Genomic DNA, 15175 nt, shown 5'->3' on the forward strand with positions numbered 1-15175 from the left:
GGGCCCGGCGCCTCACCACAGCGTCACCGCCAGGCGGGAGGTCGCGCCCGCGCCGGCCAGGCGCGCCGCCGTGGAGCGGGGCACCGACAGGACGATCAGGGCGCCGCTCTCCGTGGCGCTCGCCGTCGGCACCTTCGTGACGCGGGCGCCTCGCGCGACCACCCGCGCGTCGCCGCCCGTGGCGGACTGCTCCGCCGCGATCACGTCGACGCGGTCGCCGGGGCGCAGCAGCCGTACCGTCGCGCCGTCGGCGATGCGTACCGGTGCGGTGACCGTGCCGGTGGTGGCCCGGCGCTCGGCCACGGGGTGCCCCCTGACCCGTTCTCCCTCCCTTTCCCCTTCACCGGGGCCCGCCCCCGTGGCAAGCAGCGCGGCGGCGGTCACCGCCAGACCGGCCGCCATGGCCCGCCTCCGGCAGCGGGCGAGGCGCCGCAACCGCTGAGCGCCGCCACGCACCCGCAGCGGCGGGAAGTGCGGGACCTCGCAGGTGGGAGGCGCGTCGGCACCGGGCGGCCCGGCGGCCCAGGAGGGCAGGCGGGCGGACACCGAACCGGATGCGCGCGAGGACGGGATCGCCGACGGCATGGAGGCCGAGGGGGACGAGAGGGCCGAGTGCGTGAGCCCAGGCCTGGCCGAGGCCGAGGCCGTGGCCGAGGTCGCGGGCGTGGACGAGAGCGTGGACGAGGGACGGGACATGAGGTCACCACCTGCTGCGTGAGATCGGCTTGCGGTCCCACGATGAGGCTTCGCGGCGGAGCCCGCCGACCCCTGTGGATCGTCCACCGACTGTGGAAAACGCAGCCACCCGAACGGGGCGTTCCGGCGGACCGTCCCCACCAACTCCCGGCCGGTCACCCCGCCGCCGGAACAAGAGGCTCCGGCGTCGCGGCCACCACCGTCCCGCCCAGTCTCACCTGGCCACCCGGCCACACCCCGTCACGGCAGTTCGAACCCCGGGTCCATTCCGCCCAGTGCCTTCGTGCACAGGCAGTCGCGGGTGTCGGTCGGGGGCAGTGCGGTGATCGTGTCGAAGAGGACGCCGCGGAGGCGGTCGATGTTCGCGGCGAAGACCTCGAAAACCTCCTCGTGGGAGACGCCCTCGCCGGTCTCGGCACCCGCGTCGAGGTCGGTGACGAGGGCGAGGGACGTGTAGCAGAGCTCCAGCTCACGCGCGAGGATCGCCTCGGGGTGGCCGGTCATGCCGACGACGGACCAGCCCTGCGCCTGGTGCCAGAGGGACTCGGCGCGGGTGGAGAAGCGGGGGCCCTCCACGACGACGAGAGTGCCACCGTCCACCGGCTCCCACCCCCGGCCGCGGGCCGCTTCGAGGGCCACCCTGCGCCCGGCGGGGCAGTACGGGTCGGCGAGCGAGACATGGACCACGTTCGGGATCGTGCCGTCGGGACGGGGCAGGCCGTCGAAGTAGGTCTGCTCCCGGGACTTCGTGCGGTCCACCAGCTGGTCCGGCACCAGGAGCGTGCCGGGGCCGTACTCGGGGCGCAGCCCGCCCACCGCGCACGGGCCGAGGACCTGGCGCGCCCCCACGGACCGCAGCGCCCACAGGTTGGCGCGGTAGTTGATGCGGTGCGGCGGCAGATGGTGGCCGCGGCCGTGGCGCGGGAGGAAGGCGACCCGGCGGCCGGCGATCTCGCCGATGAACAGTGAGTCGCTCGGCGGCCCGTACGGGGTGTCCACCTGTATCTCGGTCACGTCGTCGAGGAAGGAGTAGAACCCCGAACCCCCGATGACACCGATCTCCGCCCGGTCGGCCGCCGACGATCCCGTCGACGTGGCCGCCGACGCTCCCGTGGACGTGGCCACCGCGTTGCCCAACTGCTCCGTGTTCGCCATGCCCGCACCCTAACCGGGCGGGGGGACGCCGAAGACCCTGCCGTCGGTGAACGACGGCAGGGCCGGAAGGAAGCGCCGCCCGCGTACTACGCGGCGGAGGTGCTGCTGGAGCTGCTGCTGGTCGAGGACGAGCCCGAGGACGACTTCGCGTCGGACGACGACGTCGAGGAGGCGGCCTTCGAGTCCGAGGAGGACGACGACGACTTCGACGACGCCGGGCTGCTGCTCGACGACGAGCCACGGCTGTCGTTGCGGTAGAAGCCGGAGCCCTTGAAGACGATGCCGACCGCGGAGAACACCTTCTTGAGGCGGCCGTTGCAGCTGGGGCACTCGGTCAGGGCGTCGTCGGTGAACTTCTGCACCGCTTCGAGGCCCTCACCGCATTCGGTGCACTGGTACTGGTACGTCGGCACTGGTCTTCCTCCTGGCACTCTCACTCGATGAGTGCTAACGACGGTCCATAGTGACCTATTCCAAGGCCATCAGTCCACTGTCACCGGCACTCGGTGACCGACGACACGCGCGACGGTACGGCTCCGGGGCCGTGCCACCAGGCGTGAACGCAGCGCCAGCAGGGTCACCAGCGCCAGTGCCGTACCGGCCATCGGGACCAGGAACCCGGCGCCGCCCCACAGCCGGTCCTCCAGCTGTCCGGCGGCCGTGACGGCGGCCGCCTGGCCGAGCGCGACCGCGCCGGTCAGCCAGGTGAACGCCTCCGTGCGGGCGCCCGCCGGGACGAGGCTCTCGACCAGGGTGTAGCCGGTGATCAGCGCGGGCGCGATGCACATGCCGACCACGAGCCCCAGGGCGGCGAGCACCACCACGGAGTCGGCGGTCCACAGGGCGGAGGCCACGAGCGCGAGGGCCGTGTACCCGGCGATCAGGCGCCGTCGCGGAGTCGCCTTCCAGGCGATCGCGCCGCAGACGACGCCGGACAGCATGTTGCCGGCGGCGAAGACGCCGTACAGGACGCCGTTCATGCCGGGCTCGCCGATCGACTCGCTGAAGGCGGCGAGTGACACCTGCATGCCGCCGAAGACGGAACCGATGCCCAGGAAGGCGACGATCAGGACGCGCACACCCGGGACCGACAGCGCGGAGACGTGCTCCACGCGCGCGTGGGACGCGAGTACGACCGCGGGTTGAGTGCCCCGCTGCGCGGCGAACAGCAGTCCGCCGACCAGCGTGAGCGCGGCCTCGGTGAGCAGTCCCGCGGCCGGGTGCACGGCCGTGCAGAGCGCTGTCGCCAGCAGCGGGCCGAGCACGAAGGTCAGCTCGTCCGTGACGGACTCGAAGGCCGCCGCGGTCGACAGCAGGGGCGAGCCCTTGAGCTTGACGCCCCAGCGGGCCCGCACCATGGGTCCGATCTGCGGTACCGAGGCACCGGTCGGCACGGCGGCGGCGAACAGCGCCCACAGGGGGGCGTGGGCGAGTGCCAGCGCCGTCAGGGAGAGGGCTGCCACGCCATGGACGAGGATGCCCGGAAGCAGGACGGCGCGCTGCCCGTAGCGGTCGGCGAGACGGCCGCTGTAGGGGGCGAACAGCGCCATGGAGGCACCGGTGACGGCGGCGACGGCGCCCGCCGCCCCGTACGAGCCGGTGGTGTGCTGCACCAGCAGCACGAGGGAGAGCGTCAGCATCGCGAACGGCTGGCGTGCCGCGAAGCCGGGGAGGAGAAACGTCCACGCGCCGCGGGTGCGCAGCAGTTGCCCGTATCCCGGGCGGGACGCCTTCGAGGTGACCGTGGATGCCACGGCCCGTGCCTTTCCGCCGCCTGGTAGCGCGGTCCCCAGGTCGCGGGGCCGGGCGCCGAGAGCTGTCCTCTTGCGCCACTGCGGTAGATGCCGATGCCCGCGGAAGGGGGCGATCCGGCCGCCATACGGTCGCGCCAGCTCTGCGTCAGACAGAGTTGGTCCGATCAAGTGCGCCTTCATCGTACAGGGGGAACGGGCGGTTCACCTGTGAAAATGAGCACTTCTGGCGGTCGGGCCTCCGGATTCGGATGGTGTGAACGGTTGGAAATCTGTTCTTAACGGCCCCTCGTCGGCCCCTCAGCGACCGGACCCGCCGTTCCCGTTGCCCGTGCCCAGCCATCCGGCGAGCTTGCCGCCCTGGCCGACGGCCCTCAGGCGGCGCTCCGCGCTGTCGCGGACGGGGTCGGTGGCGACGACGAGGAGTTCGTCCCCGCGGCGCAGCACGGTGGTCGGCAGCGGCACGAAGGACGTGCCGTCGCGGACGACGAGGGTGACGGCCGAGCCCGCCGGCAGCCGCAGCTCGTTGACCTCGACGCCGTGCATACGGGATCCCTCCGGGATGGCCACCGACAGCAGGTGCCCGCGCAGCCGCTCCAGGGGCGCCGATTCGATGCCGAGGTCGGCGGCCTCGTCGCCGCTGCCGCCCAGCCGAAGCTTCCGGGCCAGCCAGGGCAGGGTCGGCCCCTGGACCAGGGTGTAGACCACGACCAGCACGAAGACGATGTTGAAGATCCGGCGGCTGCCCTCGACGCCGCTCACCATGGGGATGGTCGCCAGGATGATGGGCACCGCGCCGCGCAGGCCGGCCCACGACAGCAGGGCCTGCTCGCGCCACGGGATCCGGAACGGCAGCAGGCCCGCGACGACGCTCAACGGTCGCGCCACCATGGTGAGCACCAGGCCGATGACGAGCGCGGGCCAGATGTCGTCGCCCATCTCGTGCGGGGTGACGAGCAGACCGAGCAGCACGAACATGCCGATCTGGGCGATCCAGCCGACGCCCTCGGCGAAGCCGCGGGTGGCGGGCCAGTGCGGCAGCTTGGCGTTGCCGAGCACCATGGAGGCCAGGTAGACGGCGAGGAAGCCGCTGCCGTGGGCGAGCGCGCCGGTCGCGTACGCGGCGACGGCGATGGCCATGACGGCGATCGGGTAGAGACCGGAGGCGGGCAGGGCCACATGCCTGAGGCCCCACGAGCCGAGCCAGCCCACCGCGAGGCCGATGGCGGCGCCGATCGTCAGTTCGAGGGCTATCTCGCCGATCAGGGCGTACCAGTGCTCGACCGGTCCGGCGGTGGAGAGCGCGGCGACGAGGATGACCACCGGGGCGTCGTTGAAGCCGGACTCGGCCTCCAGGATGCCCGTCACGCGCGCGGGGAGGGGGATCTTGCGCAGCACGGAGAACACGGCCGCCGCGTCCGTGGAGGACACCACCGCGCCGATGATGAGCGCCTGCCGCCACTCCAGGCCGATCAGGTAGTGCGCCCCCGCGGCCGTCACCCCGACGCTCACCGCGACCCCGACCAGCGCCAGCGAGCTGGCGGCCGGCAGGGCCGGCTTGATCTCCTTCCACTTCGTGCCGAGGCCGCCCTCCGCCAGGATGACGACGAGGGCCGCGTAGCCGATGACCTGGGTCAGTTCGGCGTTGTCGAAGTGGATGTCCCCGATGCCGTCCTGACCCATGGCGATGCCGATGCCGAGGTAGACGAGCAGGCTGGGGAGCCCGCTGCGCGACGAGATCCGGACCGCGGCCACCGCGACCAGGAGGACGAGCGAGCAGACGAGCAGGAGCTGGTTGAGGTCATGGACAGTCAGAGGGTCGTACCTTTCTCGCCGAACCGCACGTGGTTCCAGGTGGTGGGCTGCCGAGCACCTGAAGCGGGCACGTGCGCGTGAGGGCATACGAAGCCGATCACGGGAACCGTGCTGTAGGGGTTACTTCAGTGCAAGTACTTCGTTACCTTACCTAACTCTTGACGATTTCTTGACGCTTGCGGGTGCATGATCGAACGTCCGTCTGTGCCAGTTCCCGACTCCGCGTCAAGTCGTGTCGGGCCCTGCGCCTATGGTTGCTCCAGCGTTCAGTACAAAGCACAGCCCGACCTGCCGCTCGTGTTAGGACAGCAAGGACAGCGATGCCCCCCAACACCACCGCCTCCTCCGGCCAGCAGTCCGGCAAGTCCGGCAGGAAAAAGGGGCGCAAAGTACGCCTTCTCCTGATCATCCTGGTTCTGGCCCTCATCGGCGGCGTCGGCTTCGGGGCGTTCTGGTCCATCAGCACGGTCCGCGCCTCGTTCCCGCAGACCAAGGGCTCCATAACCCTGGAGGGCCTGTCCGGCCCGGTCGACGTCAAGCGCGACGGCTACGGGATCCCGCAGGTCTACGCCTCCTCCGACGAGGACCTGTTCATGGCGCAGGGCTACGTCCAGGCGCAGGACAGGTTCTACGAGATGGACGTGCGCCGCCACATGACGGCCGGCCGCCTCTCGGAGATGTTCGGCGAGGGTCAGGTCGACAACGACGAGTTCCTGCGCACCCTCGGCTGGCACCGCGTCGCCGAGGAGGAGTACAAGTCCACGATCTCGGCCGAGACGAAGAAGTACCTGGACGCGTACGCCAAGGGGGTCAACGCCTACCTCGCAGGCAAGGACGGCGCGGAGATCTCCCTGGAGTACGCGGCCCTCGGCTTCGCCAACGACTACCAGCCCGAGGAGTGGACCCCGATCGACTCCCTGGCCTGGCTGAAGGCCATGGCCTGGGACCTGCGCGGCAACATGCAGGACGAGATCGACCGGGCCCTGATGACCAGCCGCCTCGGCCCCAAACAGATCGCCGACCTGTACCCGCAGTACCCGTACGACCGCAACAAGGCGATCGTCCAGGAGGGCACGTACGACGAGCTCACCAAGACCTGGACCGACGGCTCGGGCGCCTCGCGGAACGCCGGCGGTGCCGCGCAGGGCACGGGTGGCACGGGCACCGGCACGGGCGGCACGGGCACGAACACCGGCGGAACGGGCGCGGGCGGCACGGGCACCGGGACCGGCACCGCGGGCGCCTCCTCCGACTCCTCGGCCCTCCAGACCCAGCTGACGGGCCTCTACGACGTCCTGGAGGACCTGCCCGAGGCCGTCGGCGTGAACGGCAACGGCATCGGCTCCAACTCCTGGGTCGTCGCCGGCAGCCACACCATCACCGGCAAGCCCCTGCTCGCCAACGACCCGCACCTGTCGGCGTCGCTGCCCTCCGTCTGGTACCAGATGGGCCTGCACTGCAAGTCGGTCTCCCAGAAGTGCCAGTACGACGTCTCCGGCTACACCTTCGCCGGGATGCCCGGCGTGGTCATCGGCCACAACCGGGACATCTCCTGGGGCATGACCAACTCCGGCGTCGACGTCACCGACCTGTACCTGGAGAAGCTCACCGGCGACGGCTACCAGTACGGCAGCAAGGTGCTGCCGTTCGAGTCGCGCGAGGAGACCATCCAGGTCGCCGGCGGCTCCGACAAGAAGATCGTCGTCCGCACCACCAACAACGGGCCCCTGCTGTCCGACCGCAGCAGCGAACTCGTCCAGGTCGGCAAGAAGGCCACCGTCGACCGGGACGCCCCCGACCGCGGCGACGGCTACGGCATCGCCCTGCGCTGGACGGCGCTGGAGCCCGGCACCACCATGGACGCCGTCTTCGCGATGAACAAGGCCGCCGACTGGAACGGCTTCCGCAAGGCCGCCGCCCTGTTCGACGTGCCCTCGCAGAACCTGATCTACGCCGACACCAAGGGCCACATCGGCTACCAGCTGCCCGGCAGGATCCCCACCCGCGGCAAGGGCGACGGCTCGATACCCGCGCCGGGCTGGGACACCAGGTACCGCTGGAACGGCTACATCGATCAGGACGAACTGCCGTACGAGTACGACCCGGAGCGCGGCTACATCGTCACCGCCAACCAGGCCGTCGTCGACGAGAAGTACCCCTACACCCTCACCACCGACTGGGGCTACGGCACGCGCGCGCAGCGCATCACCAGCCTGATCGAGTCGAAGATCAAGGGCGGCGGGAAGATCTCCACCGAGGACATGCGCCAGATGCAGATGGACAACAGCAGCGAGATCGCCAAGCTGCTCGTCCCGCTGCTGCTGAAGATCGACGTCAAGGACAAGCACGTCCGGGAGGCGCAGAAGCTCCTGGAGGGCTGGGACTACACCCAGGACGCCGACTCGGCCGCCGCCGCGTACTTCAACTCGGTCTGGCGCAACATCCTCAAGCTCGCCTTCGGCAACAAGCTGCCCAAGGAGCTGCGGGTCAAGGGCCAGTGCCTGTCGGTCGAGCCGGTCGACAGCACCGGTCCCGCCGACGAGGACCGCCGGGTGCGCGAGTGCGGCAAGCGCGACGCCGACCAGGCGCAGCCGGACGGCGGCGACCGCTGGTTCGAGGTGGTCCGCCGGATCATCGACGACCAGGACAACGCCTGGTGGTCCACGCCCGCGCTGCGCAACCAGGACGCCGCCGACACCCGTGACGAGCTGTTCGCCCGGGCCATGCGCGACGCCCGCTGGGAGCTGACCGCCAAGCTCGGCAAGGACATCGACACCTGGAGCTGGGGCCGGCTGCACCGCCTGTTCCTGAAGAACCAGACGCTCGGCACCGAGGGCCCCGGCTTCGTGAAGTACATGCTCAACCGAGGCCCCTGGAAGCTCGGCGGCGGCGAGGCCACGGTCAACGCCACCGGCTGGAACGCGGCCGGCGGCTACGAGGTCGTGTGGGTGCCGTCGATGCGGATGATCGTGAACCTGGGGGACCTCGACAAGTCCAAGTGGATCAACCTCACCGGTGCGTCCGGCCACGCGTACAACGCGCACTACACGGACCAGACCGGCAAGTGGGTCAAGGGCGAGCTGCTCACGTGGTCCTTCTCGAACAAGGCGGTCCAGGAGAGCACGAGCGACACGCTGCTGCTGAAGCCATGACCGGCTGACCGAGCGGAACGGCAAGAAGCGGCCCCCACGCGTGCGTGGGGGCCGCTTCTTCGCGTCCGGTCACCGGAAGCGGCGCACCCCCGAAGGGGTCACCGCCGCGTGCACCGGGCGGTCGTGCGGCTCCTCGGGGACCCGGTCCACGACCTCCGTGTCGTACAGCAGCACCACCAGCGCCGGGTCGGCTCCCGCGCGCTCCAGGCGGGCGAGGACACGGTCGTACGAGCCGCCGCCCCTGCCCAGCCGCATCCCGCGCGCGTCCACGGCGACCCCGGGCAGCAGGACGACATCGGCGGCGGTCACCGCGTCGGGGCCGAGGTGCTCGCCGGCGGGCTCCAGGAGTTCCATCCGGCCGCCGCCGTGCCGCACGCGCGCGAGGGAGCCCTCTCCCTCGTACACACCCCAGTCGAGGTCGTTGTCCGGGAGGAGGGCCGGGAGCAGGACACGCGCGCCGCGCGCGCGGAGCGCGTCGAGGAGCGGGAGGGTGCCCGGTTCGCGTCCCACCGAGACATACGCCGCCACCGTGCGCGCCTGCGCCAGTTCGGGCAGATCGAGGGCCCGGCCGGCCAGGGCGTCAGCCGTTCTCCTGACGTCATCGTCCGTCAACCCGTTCCTCACCGAGAGGAACTCTCTGCGCAACGTTGGCTTGGGAGGCTCCGCTTCGCGACCCATCTGACTCACAGGTTGCCCCAGTACCCTTCTAATCTGCTCATATGAGAGCGAATTAACCGGAGCCACAGAATCTTCCTAAAGGCACCGGATATGGTTGCGGACATGACTGAGGCGAACCCCAGGATCAGTAAGGCTGTCATTCCCGCCGCGGGTCTCGGTACTCGCTTTCTCCCGGCCACCAAAGCCACTCCCAAGGAGATGCTGCCGGTCGTGGACAAGCCCGCGATCCAGTACGTGGTCGAGGAGGCCGCGGCGGCAGGGCTCGACGACGTCCTGATGATCACCGGACGCAACAAGCGTCCCCTAGAGGACCACTTCGACCGCAACCACGAACTCGAGTCGGCCCTGGAGAAGAAGGGCGACGGCAGCAAGCTCGCCAAGGTCCAGGAGTCCAGCGACCTGGCGACCATCCACTACGTCCGCCAGGGCGACCCCAAGGGCCTCGGTCACGCCGTCCTGTGCGCAGCCCCCCACGTGGGCAACGAGCCCTTCGCGGTCCTCCTCGGCGACGACCTGATCGACCCCCGCGACCCGCTCCTCCAGCGCATGGTCGAGGTCCAGGAACAGCACGGCGGCAGCGTCATCGCGCTCATGGAGGTCGCCCCCGAGCAGATCCACCTCTACGGCTGCGCCGCCGTCGAGAGCACCGGGGCCGGCGACGTCGTCAAGGTGACGGGCCTGGTCGAGAAGCCCGACCCGGCCGACGCCCCGTCGAACTACGCGATCATCGGCCGCTATGTCCTCGCCCCGCAGATCTTCGACGTCCTGCGCAAGACGGAGCCGGGCCGCGGCGGCGAGATCCAGCTCACCGACGCCCTCCAGCAGCTCGCCGCGGACGAGAAGGTCGGCGGCCCCGTGCACGGCGTCGTCTTCAAGGGCCGCCGCTATGACACCGGGGACCGCGGCGACTATCTGCGTGCCATTGTCAGACTCGCGTGCGAACGTGAAGACCTGGGCCCGGACTTCCGGACCTGGCTCCGCAGTTTCGTAGCCGAGGAGATGTAGCCACTTTGAGCAGCGCCGCGACCCGCGCCACCGACCGGGACCACCTGTGGTCGGTGACCGAGCACCTGGAGGACGTCCTCGCCACCGTCCGTCCCCTGGAACCCATCGAGCTGCAGCTCCTCGACGCCCAGGGCTGCGTCCTGGTCGAGGACGTCACGGTGCCGGTGTCGCTGCCGCCGTTCGACAACAGCTCCATGGACGGGTACGCGGTGCGGGTCGCGGACGTCGCGGGCGCGAGCGAGGAGTTCCCGGCCGTGCTCACGGTCGTCGGGGACGTGGCGGCGGGCGCGGCCGAGCAGCCCCACGTGGGGCCCGGCGAGGCCGCCCGCATCATGACCGGCGCCCCCCTGCCGCCCGGCGCCGAGACCGTCGTCCCCGTGGAGTGGACCGACGGCGGCCTCGGCGAGGGTCCCGTCTCCGGGATGCGCGCCCGCAGCGCGAGCCCCGACGACGCCACCGGCCAGGTCGCCGTGCACCGCGGTGCCGAGGCACGCGCGCACGTACGCGCGAAGGGCAGCGACGTGAAGGCCGGGGAGCGCGCCCTCGCCGCGGGCACCGTCCTCGGCCCGCCGCAGCTCGGGCTGCTCGCCGCCATCGGCCGGGCGTCGGTACGCGTACGCCCGCGCCCGCGCGTGGTGGTGCTCTCCACCGGCAGCGAACTGATCCCGCCGGGCGAGCAGTTGGGCACCGGCCAGATCTACGACTCCAACAGCTTCGCCCTCACCGCCGCCGCCCGCGACGCCGGCGCCATCGCCTACCGCGTGGGCGCCGTCGCCGACGACGCCGAGACCCTCCGCGCCACCATCGACGACCAGCTCGTCCGCGCCGACCTCGTCGTCACCACCGGCGGCGTCAGCGTCGGGGCGTACGACGTCGTCAAGGAAGCCCTGGAGTCCGTCGCCGACGAGGACGAGGAGGGCGCCGGCATCGAGTTCCGCAAGCTCGCCATGCAGCCCGGCAAGCCCCAGGGCTTCGGCACCATCGGCCCCGACCACACCCCGCTGCTCGCCCTTCCGGGCAACCCGGTGTCGTCGTACGTCTCCTTCGAACTGTTCGTCCGGCCCGCCATCCGCACCCTGATGGGGCTGGAGGACGTCCACCGTCCGACGACCACGGCGACCCTCCGGGCACCCAAGGCGCTGACCTCACCCACCGGGCGCCGCCAGTTCCTGCGCGGCACCTACGCCGACGGACAGGTCACCCCCGTCGGGGGCGCCGGATCGCATCTGGTCGCGGCCCTGGCACAGGCCGACGCGCTGATCGTGATCCCCGAGGACACCGAGTCCGTCGAGCCGGGCACGGAGGTCGAGGTCGTCCTGCTGGGCTGAGGTCCCGCGGAGGCGGTCCGCGGCCGCAGCGGTCCTGCTCGGCCGAACCGCCGAGGGTGGCGTACCGTGTCGCGCACAACAGGCCGCGCGCCGCACCGCGACGGGCCCCGACCGGGAGCGCCACACCACCATGAGTACGCCGCAGGACCGACTGACCCACATCGACGAGGCGGGCGCCGCGCGCATGGTCGACGTCTCAGGGAAGGACGTGACCGCGCGCACCGCCCGCGCCAGCGGCCGGGTCCTGGTCTCACCGAAGGTGGTCGAACTGCTGCGCGGTGAGGGCGTCCCCAAGGGCGACGCCCTCGCCACCGCGCGCATCGCCGGGATCATGGGCGCCAAGCGCACCCCCGATCTCATCCCGCTCTGCCACCCGCTGTCGGTGTCGGGCGTCAAGCTCGACCTGTCGGTCGCGGACGACGCCGTCGAGATCCTGGCCACCGTCAAGACCACGGACCGCACGGGCGTCGAGATGGAGGCCCTCACCGCCGTCTCCGTCGCCGCGCTCACCGTGATCGACATGGTCAAGGCCGTCGACAAGGCCGCGGTCATCACGGACGTGCGCGTCGAGGAGAAGACGGGCGGCAAGTCGGGCGACTGGAGCCGGTCATGAGCGACACCCCGCACCCGGCGCCGGACCCCGCCCAGCACGGGTCGCCCGCGCACGATCCGGCCGGAGGCGCCGCACACCCGTCCGCCCCGGATGCCGCCCCCGCCTCCGCCGAGGTCGCGCCCGCCCCGTACCGCGCGCTCGTCGTGACCGCCTCCAACCGGGCCTCCGCCGGGGTCTACGAGGACAAGGGCGGCCCGCTGATCGCGGAGGGGCTGGCGCGGTTCGGGTTCGCCGTGGAGGGGCCGCAGGTGGTGCCCGACGGCGACCCCGTGGAGGCGGCGCTGCGCGCGGGCGTGGACGCCGGGTACGACGTGATCGTCACCACCGGCGGTACGGGCGTCTCACCCACCGACCGCACCCCCGAGGCGACCCGCGCGGTCCTCGACCACGAGGTCCCCGGCATCCCCGAGGCGATCCGGGCGTACGGCCGGGACAAGGTGCCCACGGCGGCGCTCTCCCGGGGCCTCGCCGGAGTCGCCGGCCGCACCCTGATCGTCAACCTGCCGGGCTCCACCGGCGGCGTACGGGACGGTCTGGCCGTCCTGGAACCGCTGCTGACCCACGCCGTCGACCAGATCCGCGGCGGGGACCACCCGAGGCCGGCCGAAGGCGGGGGCACCCCGGCCTCACCCGCCTCCCTCACCGCCGAGGACCACGAGCGACCCTCCGGACCCCATGGGGGTGCGAGCTGAACAGCTCATCCTGGCCCGTAGTGCTGGTGGACGGCGACGTGGTCCTCCGGCCCATAAGGATGCGCGACCAGCGGGCCTGGCGCGAGGTCAACCGGCGCAACCGGGACTGGCTGCGCCCCTGGGAGGCGACCATCCCGCCGCCCACACCGAGCGGGCCCATCGCGCACCGGCCGACGTACCGTCAGATGGTCCGCCATCTGCGGGCGGAGGCGAACGCGGGCCGGATGCTGCCGTTCGTCATCGAGTACCAGGGGCGGCTCGTCGGGCAGTTGACGGTAGCGGGGATCACCTGGGGCTCGATGTGCTCCGGGCACGTCGGCTACTGGATCGACGAGTCGGTGGCCGGGCGCGGGGTCATGCCGACGTCGGTGGCGCTCGTCGTCGACCACTGCTTCAGAACCGTCGGACTGCACCGCATCGAGGTCTGCATTCGCCCCGAGAACCGGCCCAGCCGACGGGTCGTGGAGAAACTCGGATTCCGCGAGGAGGGTCTTCGTCCACGATATCTTCACATCGACGGTGCCTGGCGTGATCATCTGGTCTTCGCCCTCACTGCCGAGGAGGTCCCCGAGGGGCTGCTCGGCCGTTGGCAGCGCGAACGGGCACGGTACGGGCGCAACGCCGGATCCGACGCGGGCTAGCCGGGCCGACTCAATAAATGAAATATATGTTCGAAGAAAGCTGATCGACCTGCGATCGAGTTGAACGAGTCGAAGCGTTCTCGGTGCGTACTCGATTCGCTCTCGATGCGTGAAATTCCCGCTCTCGATGGTCAGCTGATCGGATCGGTCACAAAAAAAGCTCGAAATATCAGCCAGATCGTGCGACACACCGGCCCAATTGGCGGATGGCCCCACGCAAACCCCTCTACGGTGTGAGCGTGAGCAGCAGCGGCCTCATCTACGCAGTCATCGTCGGGGCCTGGGCCGCCTACTTGGTGCCGATGTGGCTCCGTAGGCAGGACGAGCTGAACGAAGCCCGTCCGACGGAACGCTTCAGCACCGCCATCCGGCTGCTTTCCGGACGGGCGGGCATGGAGCGCCGATACGCCAAGGACCTGCGGGCGCGCTCCACCGACGAGGGGGAGCCCGACGCCGATCCGGACGCCGTCACCGACTCGGTGGACGTCCGGGCCTTCGCCATGCCCCCGCACCGGGCGCACACGAAGGCCCAACTCCCCGTGGAGCGGGGTGAGTCACCGCAGCACCCGAAGCAGGCGCAGCAGCACGGGAAACCGGCGCCCCAGGGCAAGGCCGGCCCGCAGGGCAAGCCGATGCCCCAGCAGGCCGGCGCGGGCAAGCCGATGGCCGCGCAGGCCTCGGCCGGGGCGCAGGGCGGGGCCGGGATGCAAGGCGGACCCGGGATGCGGGGCGGGGCCCGCGCGAAGTCCGCGGCAGCCGCCTCGCCCTCTTCGACACCCTCTTCCTCGTCCTCTTCCCCCTCTCCCTCGCCGTCGGGCAAGCGGAAGGCGGCCGCACGCAAGGCGGCCTCGGCGGAGGCCCTGGCGCGGGCCCGGCGCACGAAGGTGCTCGCGCGCCGACGGCGTACCACCGTGATGCTCTTCCTCGCCTTCACCCTCGGCGCGGTGGTCGCCGCGGTCGGCGGACTCGCCTTCCTGTGGGCGCCCGCCGTCCCCGCGGTGCTGCTGAGCGCGTACATCGCGCATCTGCGCCGCCAGGAGCGCAAGCGGTTCGCGTACGTCATGGACCGCAGGCGGGCCGAGGTGGCGGCGCAGCAACTGCGGGAGCGGCAGCCCAGGCGGCGGCCGGTCACCGAAGCGGTGGACGCCGACGAGCCGGAGGACGGGCCAGAGGCGAACGAGGAGACCAGGCCGGACCTGAACGCCCTCGCGGCCGACCGCCGGGCCCTCGTCGAGCAGACCGACCACGCCGAGTGGATCGACCAGCAGCGCGAGCGCCAGCGCAAGCCCGGCCAGGGTGAGAGCTGGGACCCGGTCCCGGTTCCGCTCCCCACCTACGTCACCGCGCCGGTCGCCCCCCGGGCCACCTCCGGGGTCGACCTCGGCGCACCGGACGCGTGGAGCTCCGCGCGCTCCAGCGCGGCCGACCCGCACGCCGGAGCGCGGGAGGCGGAGTCGGAGTCCGCCGCCGAGGAGGACCCTGCCGGTGCCGGGCCGCCCGAGGCCGCGGACACCCCCGACGGCGGACGCTCCGACGCCCGCCGCGCCGCGTCCGCGCGCCGCTCCCGCGAGCGGGGCCGCACACCGCTCTTCGACCAGTACGAGGACGGCGACCGCCCCCGGGCGGCCAACGAGTGACACCCGGCCCGC

At 71.6% G+C, this 15175-nt stretch carries 14 protein-coding genes; 8 read left to right on the forward strand and 6 right to left on the reverse strand.

Going from position 1 to position 15175, the window contains the following annotated elements; all coding sequences use genetic code 11:
- Window positions 1-12: 12 nt before the first annotated feature.
- Window positions 13-585 (reverse strand): hypothetical protein, encoded by a 573-nt coding sequence (locus ACZ4Z3_RS29280; protein ID WP_468504035.1) that lies wholly within the window; start codon window positions 583-585, stop codon window positions 13-15.
- Here ACZ4Z3_RS29280 and ACZ4Z3_RS29285 point away from each other — a divergent pair.
- Window positions 488-718, forward strand: coding sequence for a hypothetical protein (locus ACZ4Z3_RS29285; RefSeq protein WP_468504052.1), 231 nt, complete (start codon window positions 488-490; stop codon window positions 716-718). The genes ACZ4Z3_RS29280 and ACZ4Z3_RS29285 overlap by 98 nt on opposite strands.
- 218 nt (window positions 719-936) lie before the next feature.
- On the opposite strand, the gene ACZ4Z3_RS29290 is transcribed toward ACZ4Z3_RS29285, so the two are convergent.
- The 4 genes from ACZ4Z3_RS29290 to ACZ4Z3_RS29305 all read right to left on the reverse strand — a co-directional run bounded on the left by ACZ4Z3_RS29290 (window position 937) and on the right by ACZ4Z3_RS29305 (window position 5504).
- Window positions 937-1851 carry an S-methyl-5'-thioadenosine phosphorylase gene (locus ACZ4Z3_RS29290; protein ID WP_468503845.1) on the reverse strand — a complete coding sequence of 305 codons (915 nt, stop codon included), beginning with the start codon at window positions 1849-1851 and terminating at the stop codon, window positions 937-939.
- 86 nt (window positions 1852-1937) lie between these two features.
- The gene (locus ACZ4Z3_RS29295; RefSeq protein WP_079049327.1) at window positions 1938-2264 is read right to left on the reverse strand and encodes an FmdB family zinc ribbon protein; all 327 of its coding nucleotides are present in this window, start codon (window positions 2262-2264) and stop codon (window positions 1938-1940) included.
- A gap of 69 nt (window positions 2265-2333) precedes the next feature.
- Entirely contained in the window at window positions 2334-3605 is a 1272-nt protein-coding gene (locus ACZ4Z3_RS29300) for an MFS transporter (RefSeq protein ID WP_468503846.1), read from the reverse strand.
- Between the two features lie 297 nt (window positions 3606-3902).
- Window positions 3903-5504 carry a potassium/proton antiporter gene (locus ACZ4Z3_RS29305; protein WP_468503847.1) on the reverse strand — a complete coding sequence of 534 codons (1602 nt, stop codon included), beginning with the start codon at window positions 5502-5504 and terminating at the stop codon, window positions 3903-3905.
- Between the two features lie 233 nt (window positions 5505-5737).
- On the opposite strand from ACZ4Z3_RS29305, the gene ACZ4Z3_RS29310 reads away from it, so the two are divergent.
- Window positions 5738-8569 carry a penicillin acylase family protein gene (locus tag ACZ4Z3_RS29310; protein WP_468503848.1) on the forward strand — a complete coding sequence of 944 codons (2832 nt, stop codon included), beginning with the start codon at window positions 5738-5740 and terminating at the stop codon, window positions 8567-8569.
- A gap of 69 nt (window positions 8570-8638) precedes the next feature.
- Here ACZ4Z3_RS29310 and ACZ4Z3_RS29315 read toward each other — a convergent pair whose 3' ends face one another.
- The gene (locus tag ACZ4Z3_RS29315; RefSeq protein WP_468503849.1) at window positions 8639-9247 is read right to left on the reverse strand and encodes a 5-formyltetrahydrofolate cyclo-ligase; all 609 of its coding nucleotides are present in this window, start codon (window positions 9245-9247) and stop codon (window positions 8639-8641) included.
- A 102-nt stretch (window positions 9248-9349) separates the two neighbouring features.
- On the opposite strand from ACZ4Z3_RS29315, the gene galU reads away from it, so the two are divergent.
- The 6 genes from galU (at window position 9350) to sepX (ending at window position 15163) form a co-directional block, all read left to right on the forward strand.
- A complete protein-coding gene (galU, locus tag ACZ4Z3_RS29320) occupies window positions 9350-10252 on the forward strand; it encodes a UTP--glucose-1-phosphate uridylyltransferase GalU (RefSeq protein WP_468503850.1) in 903 nt (300 codons plus the stop codon).
- 5 nt (window positions 10253-10257) lie between these two features.
- On the forward strand, window positions 10258-11580 hold the full coding sequence (gene glp / locus ACZ4Z3_RS29325) for a molybdotransferase-like divisome protein Glp (RefSeq protein ID WP_468503851.1): 1323 nt from the start codon (window positions 10258-10260) through the stop codon (window positions 11578-11580).
- A 130-nt stretch (window positions 11581-11710) separates the two neighbouring features.
- Entirely contained in the window at window positions 11711-12193 is a 483-nt protein-coding gene (gene moaC / locus ACZ4Z3_RS29330) for a cyclic pyranopterin monophosphate synthase MoaC (RefSeq protein ID WP_055539637.1), read from the forward strand.
- Window positions 12190-12885, forward strand: coding sequence for a MogA/MoaB family molybdenum cofactor biosynthesis protein (locus tag ACZ4Z3_RS29335; protein ID WP_468503852.1), 696 nt, complete (start codon window positions 12190-12192; stop codon window positions 12883-12885). Before moaC ends, ACZ4Z3_RS29335 begins: the two co-directional genes overlap by 4 nt.
- Before the next feature lie 20 nt (window positions 12886-12905).
- Window positions 12906-13526 (forward strand): GNAT family N-acetyltransferase, encoded by a 621-nt coding sequence (locus ACZ4Z3_RS29340; protein ID WP_468503853.1) that lies wholly within the window; start codon window positions 12906-12908, stop codon window positions 13524-13526.
- A 239-nt stretch (window positions 13527-13765) separates the two neighbouring features.
- Window positions 13766-15163, forward strand: coding sequence for a divisome protein SepX/GlpR (gene sepX / locus ACZ4Z3_RS29345; RefSeq protein WP_468503854.1), 1398 nt, complete (start codon window positions 13766-13768; stop codon window positions 15161-15163).
- The last annotated feature ends 12 nt before the right edge of the window (window positions 15164-15175 follow it).

The sequence above is a fragment of the Streptomyces sp. NPDC030296 genome, assembly GCF_055572815.1.